This is a genomic window from Streptomyces aureocirculatus (assembly GCF_000720475.1).
Classification (GTDB): domain Bacteria; phylum Actinomycetota; class Actinomycetes; order Streptomycetales; family Streptomycetaceae; genus Streptomyces; species Streptomyces aureocirculatus.
Genome location: NZ_JOAP01000059.1, coordinates 38,771 through 44,770, shown reverse-complemented (window position 1 = coordinate 44,770; position 6,000 = coordinate 38,771). Strand labels below are relative to the sequence as shown.

The 6,000-nt window shown below is 70.6% G+C and carries 5 protein-coding genes; 1 reads left to right on the top strand and 4 read right to left on the bottom strand.

Annotated features, from left to right (window positions below; translation table 11 throughout):
- The 3 genes from IG78_RS0136200 to IG78_RS0136190 form a co-directional block, all read right to left on the bottom strand.
- A partial coding sequence (locus IG78_RS0136200; RefSeq protein ID WP_078968727.1) for a helix-turn-helix domain-containing protein occupies positions 1–837 on the bottom strand: 837 nt, incomplete at its 3' end.
- A gap of 181 nt (positions 838–1,018) precedes the next feature.
- Complete coding sequence (locus IG78_RS50350; protein WP_169749740.1) at positions 1,019–1,192, bottom strand: hypothetical protein; 174 nt, start codon at positions 1,190–1,192, stop codon at positions 1,019–1,021.
- A gap of 254 nt (positions 1,193–1,446) precedes the next feature.
- Positions 1,447–2,922, bottom strand: a complete 1,476-nt coding sequence (locus tag IG78_RS0136190; protein WP_030572211.1) for an SDR family NAD(P)-dependent oxidoreductase — start codon at positions 2,920–2,922, stop codon at positions 1,447–1,449.
- A gap of 7 nt (positions 2,923–2,929) precedes the next feature.
- Between IG78_RS0136190 and IG78_RS49725 the strand changes: the two genes are divergently transcribed.
- Positions 2,930–3,082, top strand: coding sequence for a hypothetical protein (locus IG78_RS49725; RefSeq protein WP_157855993.1), 153 nt, complete (start codon positions 2,930–2,932; stop codon positions 3,080–3,082).
- 245 nt (positions 3,083–3,327) lie between these two features.
- Here IG78_RS49725 and IG78_RS0136180 read toward each other — a convergent pair whose 3' ends face one another.
- Entirely contained in the window at positions 3,328–5,997 is a 2,670-nt protein-coding gene (locus tag IG78_RS0136180) for a glycoside hydrolase family 2 (RefSeq protein WP_030572208.1), read from the bottom strand.
- Between the last annotated feature and the right edge of the window lie 3 nt (positions 5,998–6,000).

The window sequence follows — 6,000 nt, the reverse complement described above, 5'->3', positions numbered from 1 at the left end:
GGACCCATCGCCCGGGCCGCCCTCAGGACCGCCGTCCGGCCTGCCGCCAGGACCACCGCCAGGTCCGCCACCAGGTCCACCGCCAAGGCCGCCGCCAGGACCACCGCCAAGGCTGCCGCCGGACCCACCGGCCGACCCCCCGTCGGACCCACCGCCCTGACTGCCGTCAGGGCCACCGTCGGCGTCACCCGCCGCCCCCGGCAACCCCACCGCCCCCGCTCCCCCGGCGGTCTCCGAACCGCCCGCCCCCGTACGGTCCGCGACCGGCAGTGTCGCCAGGAGCACCATGACCTGCTCGGCGCGGGCGTCCCCCGCGTCGCGTGCCCTGAGCTCCGCCAGCTTCTCCTCGAACGTCTGCTGGAGCTCCCCGAGCGATTCGGGGGTCAGGCGTGGCAGCAGGTCGGTGATGCCGGAGTGCCTGAGCCACTGCGGTCCCAGTTGTCCGGATGCCATGTCCGTCTCGTGCTGCGCGAGCGACGCCGCCAACTGCTCGACCTGCCGCCGGGCCATGGTCGCGGCGAAGTCCCTGCCTACCGGGGACGCCTCCATCGCCGCGTGGTCCCAGGTGGTCACCTCGTGCACCGCACGCCAGCGCCGCTCCCGTGCGTCCCGGTTCTCCGCCTCGGCGACGAACGCGTACTTCGCGAGGACCCGCAGGTGATAGCTGGTGGCAGCGGACGACTCACCCGTCTTCGCCGCGAGTTCGCTCGCGGTGGCGGGACCGTCCCTGCGCAGCAGGCCGAGCAGACTGATCCGCAGTGGGTGCGTGAGGGCCTTGATCGCGGCGGGCTCACGCTCGGGGTCGAGCACCCGCAGGCGCCATCCTTCGTCGGTCATGGCGGGAGCGTAGGACGACCCGCGCACTCTGCAAAAGTATTTTTGCAGACTTTCTTTGGGAAAGTAGCCCCGCCCCGGGCCACACCACTGGGCCAGTACGGGAGCAGTACGGGAGCAGTACGGGAAAAGCACCGCGCCCCCGCCGCGGAAGCGACGGGGGCGCAGGGGCGTACGTGCAGGGTCAGTCGACGCCGGGGAGGATGTGCGGCTCGGCGAGGTCGTCCTCGTACCCGGCGAGCCTGATGGGTGCCGCCTTGGCCCACGCCTCCAGGTTGCGGAGCTTGTGGGGCCGCCCGCCCCGCTCGCCGCCACGATCGGCCGGTCGCTTCTCCTGCTTGGTCGGATCTGGTGTCACCGCGCACTCCTCTGTGTCGCGTAACGGAAGAACCTGCCAGTGCGGCAGCACTGCCGCACTGTCTTCGCGGTCGCGGTGGCGCCGTGTCGGGGCGGGATCGCGGCCGTGGGTCGCAGCCTGTCCCGGGACGGCGGGGAGGGCGCCGGTGTGCGCCCTGTGGCCGTCCGTTCGCACCAGGTTAACCAAATGAGCGCGGTTGCGCTCGATGGCGCTCACTCAAGAGGAGGAATCCGGACATCTCTGCTATGGAATCGTCACCATTTGCCGGGCTTGTAATCCTTCAGGAACACGCCGTACAGATCCTCGCCCACCTCGCCGCGCACGATCGGGTCGTAGACGCGGGCCGCGCCGTCGACCAGGTCGAGCGGCGCGTGGAAGCCCTCGTCGGCGAGGCGCAGCTTGTCGAAGTGCGGGCGCTCGTCGGTGATCCAGCCGGTGTCGACCGAGGTCATCAGGATGCCGTCGGTCTGGAACATCTCCTGGGCGCTGGTCCGCGTCACCATGTTCATCGCGGCCTTCGCGGCGTTGGTGTTGGGGTGTCCCGCACCCTTGTAGCCGCGGCCGAAGACGCCTTCCATGGCCGAGACGTTGACGACGTAGGCGCGCCCGCTCTCCGCCTTCTTCGCGGCCTCGGCCATCAGCGGCCGCAGATGGCTGATCAGGATGAACGGCGCCGTGTAGTTGCAGAGCTGGGTTTCGAGCAGCTCCACCGGCGAGATCTGCTCGATGGTCTGCACCCAGGTGTTGCTGTCCACAACGTCCGGCACCAGACCGCCCGCGTCGATGGCGCTGCCGTCGCGGTGCCGTTCGACACTGGCGTTGCCCGCGACCAGGGCGAGATCGGCGACCTGCTGCGCGTCGAGCCCGCTGACGCCTACGGGCAGCGCGGCGGGTCCGCCGAGATCACCGACCGCGCCGGAGTTGAAGGCGCCGATCACATGGTGGGCGGGCAGTTCCCCGGCGGGCAGCGGGGCGCTCTCGCCCTCGACGAGCGCGGCGTAGGCGGAGGGCAGGCGGCGCACGGTCTGCGTCGCGTTGTTGATCAGGATGTCCAGCGGGCCCTGCTCGGCGACCTGCTCGGCGAGGCCGACCACCTGCGCGGGGTCGCGCAGGTCGATGCCGACGACCTCCAGGCGGTGCAGCCAGTCCGCCGAGTCGTCCATGGCCTTGAAGCGGCGGACGGCGTCCTTGGGGAAGCGGGTGGTGATGGTCGTGTGCGCGCCGTCGCGAAGGAGCCGCAGCGCGATGTACATGCCGATCTTGGCGCGGCCGCCGGTGAGGAGGGCGCGCTTGCCGCTGAGGTCGGCGCGGACGTCGCGCTTGGCGCGGTTCTCGGCGGCGCAGTCCTGGCAGAGCTGGTGGTAGAAGTAGTCGACCTCGACGTACCGCGTCTTGCAGGTGTAGCAGGAGCGGGGGCGCTGGAGTATCCCCGCGATCTCCCCCTTCTCCGTCGGCGACGAGGGCAGGATGCCTTCCGTCTCGTCGTCGATGCGCTGCGCGGAGCCGGTGGCGGTGGCTTCGGTGACGGCCTTGTCGTGGGCGGTCTTGGCGGCGCGGCGCTCCTGGCGGCGGCGCTGCTTCACCGTCCGGTAGATGCCCGCGGTGGCGCGGCGCACGGTGATCGCGTCCGGGTGGTCGACGTCGAGCTCGTCGAGCTCCGCGAGCACGGCGAGGCAGACGGCGAGCCGCTCGGGGTCGATGCCGGGGCCGTGCGCGAGAGTCTCCGACAAAGCCCCCGTGGGAGTGTCCGCCGAAGCCCCCGTGGGAGTGTCCGCCGAAGCCCCCGACGGAGCCCCGCTCGAAGCCGGCGAGGCGCTCTGCCGCGGGCTGTCCTCTGTCACCGTCATCGCGCTGTCGTTCCTCACCGCACTCGTACCGCGGCTCGTCTGATGTGACCGCGGAAGCTCCAAAAGCGGAACTTTACGTAGAGCGGGCGCCCGGCACCAAACCCGAACGGTCGTCCCCGGCGCCGTCGAAGACGCCGAGGGCCCACGATCCGGCTACGCTCAGTCAACCCCGGGTGACGCCGCGTCGGCCGGGGGACGGCGCCGCGGTGATCCGCACCGGGCCGCGGGCACGGCGGCACGCCCCGGCCCACCCCCCCCCTCGGAGGTGGACCGGAGCGTGCCGGTCAGTCAGTCGCAGCCCCGCACAGGTGCCTGTGAGGCGTCCCTGATCAGGGCCTCGTGCGCGGCGCGAAGGCGCGGCACATCGGGCTTGACGACCTTGCGGTCATAGGTGAGCAGACCGTTCAGCTCCCCTTCCACGTCGGAGATCTGGGTGTAGACGGCACCGTTGCCGCCCTTGCAGGCGAGGGCGTGCACCTCGCGGAGCTTGGTGAGGTACTCCTCGGTGTACTTGGCGGCGTCGACGTCGACGTAGCTCTGCTGCACCGACCAGGCATGGCCCGGCACCGCGAGCCCGAGGCCGCCGTACTCGCCGTTGACCAGGGCCCGTCGCCCGTCCGGCTTCGGCGGGATGGCCGGGCTCGGGTAGCCGTGCTCGTCCATGATGTCGCCCTTGCCGCCGTCGGCCCCCAGGTTGAGCCCGGACATGCCGTTGATCAGGCGCGTCGGGTCCCAGGCCTTGGCCTGATCGGCGATGCGGGCGTGGTCGTACTGGCCCCAGCCCTCGTTGAACGTGACCCACATGACGACGGACGGGCTGCTCGCGTGCTCGTCGATCATCTGTTTCATCTCGTGCTCGTACTGGGCGCGGGCGGCGGTGGACGGATTGCGGTCCGAGCGCATGGACGGCATGTCCTGCCACACCATCAGGCCCAGCTTGTCCGCCCAGTGGAACCACCGGTCGGGTTCGACCTTGATGTGCTTGCGGACCGAGTTGAAGCCCATCTCCTTGTGCATCTTCAGGTCGTACGCGAGGGCCTCGTCGGTCGGCGCGGTGTGCAGGCCGTCCGGCCAGAAGCCCTGGTCGAGCGTGGCCATCAGGAAGGTGGGCTTGCCGTTGAGGACCGTGCGCGGGGTGCCGTCGATCTTCTCGACGGACAGCGAGCGCATACCGAAGTAGCTGCGCACGCTGTCACCGCGCTTGCCCCACTTGTCCTGGCCGACGGTGACGCGCAGGTCGTACAGGAACGGGTCGTCGGGAGACCACAGGTGCGGCTTCCTGAGGGTGAGCCTCAGCGGCTTGCCGCTACGGCCGCTCGCCACCGCGACCCGCTTCCCGCCCTCGTACGCCACGGCCCGCACCGGCACGCCCGCGCGGACGCCCCTGGCCTCGACGGTGACCTGCTTGCCGCGCACATCGGGGGTGATCTTCAGGGACTCGGCGTGGTCGCGGGCCACCGGCTCCATCCACACCGTCTGCCAGATGCCGGACGAGGGCGTGTACCAGATGCCCGAGGGGTCCAGGCGCTGCTTGCCGACCGGCGGGTTCTCGCCGTTCGGGGAGTCGGTCGGGTCGTACACGCCGACGATCAGCTCCTGGGTCCTGCCGGGTTTGAGGGCGTCGGTGACGTCGGCGCTGAACTTGTCGTAACCGCCCTTGTGGTCGGCGACCTCGGCGCCGTTGACGTACACCTTCGCGTGCCAGTCCACGGCACCGAAGTTCAGCTTCAGGCGCTGGTCGTCGCGCTTGTCCCCGACCTTCCAGCCTGCCGGTACGGTGAAGGTGCGGCGGTACCACATGCGGTCCTCGTGCCGCTGGACGCCGGAGAGCTCGGACTCCACCGGGTACGGGACGAGAATCTTCTCCTTGAGCTTCTTGCCGACCGGCGGCTGCTCCCCCGCCGCGGCCGCGGCGAACTGCCAACTGCCGTTCAGATTGCGCCAGTCGGCGCGCTTGAGCTGCGGGCGCGGGTACTCCGGCAGCGCGTTGTCCGGGCCGACCTCGTCCGCCCACTTGGAGCGCAGTTCGTACGTCGACTTGTTGGAGCCGCTGCTCCAGAACGCGTCGACCTGGTCGCCGTCGGTGCCCTTGAGGCCGCCCTTGCCGTCGTAGCGCAGTTCGGCGGTGCCGCGGGCGGTACCGGTCTTGTTGCCGACGACGGGCTGCTTGAGGCCGACGAGGAGGGCGCGCGGGTCCGCCGGGTCGAGCCTGGCCTTGTCCAGCGGCCACTTCGCGCCGCCGATGACCGCTTCGAGGTGGTCGGTGAGGCCGGCCGGAGGGGCGGCGAGCTCCTGGCCGAACTCCAGCTTCAGAAAGCGGCCGTCGCGCTGGACGGTGGCGGCGGTCGCCCCGTCGTAGTCGAAGCCGTCGGGGAGGCGGAAGGCGGACTGCGGGATCGCCTCCTTGGCCCCGCCGGGCTCGGTCCAGCGCAGATGGAGGTTGGAGCCGCCGAAGTGCTCGAAGTACTCGACCTTGATGTCGTAGGCCTTGCCCGCGGTCAACTCCACCGGCGCGGACTGCTGTTCGCGGTCCCAGTCGTCCACCCAGTGGTCGATGGCCGTCCTGCCGTCGATCCAGAGCCGGAAACCGTTGTCGCCGATCATGGAGAAGGTGTGGGCGCCGGACTTCTCCGGGACGATCTTCCCGGTCCAGCGGACGGTGGCGTCGTCGGACTTGCCGGTGGCGTATCCGAGGCGCGGTTCGAGGTTGTCGAAGTCGATGTTCCGGTCGAAGCCGATGGCCTTGAGCTGGTGGAAGTCGAAGGCGCCCGGGGCGGACTGGCTGTAGTACTCGCCCTTGAGGCCATGGGGTTCGGGGGCCTTCGCGGCCGAGGCGGCGGCGCTGCCGTCTCCTGCTGCCGTCGCGGTGGACGCGGCGGCGAGCCCCGAGGACATCAGGGCCGCGGTGAGCAGCAAAGCCAGGTGGTGCCGGAGTTTTCCGGATCGTCTAAGGCGCACGGA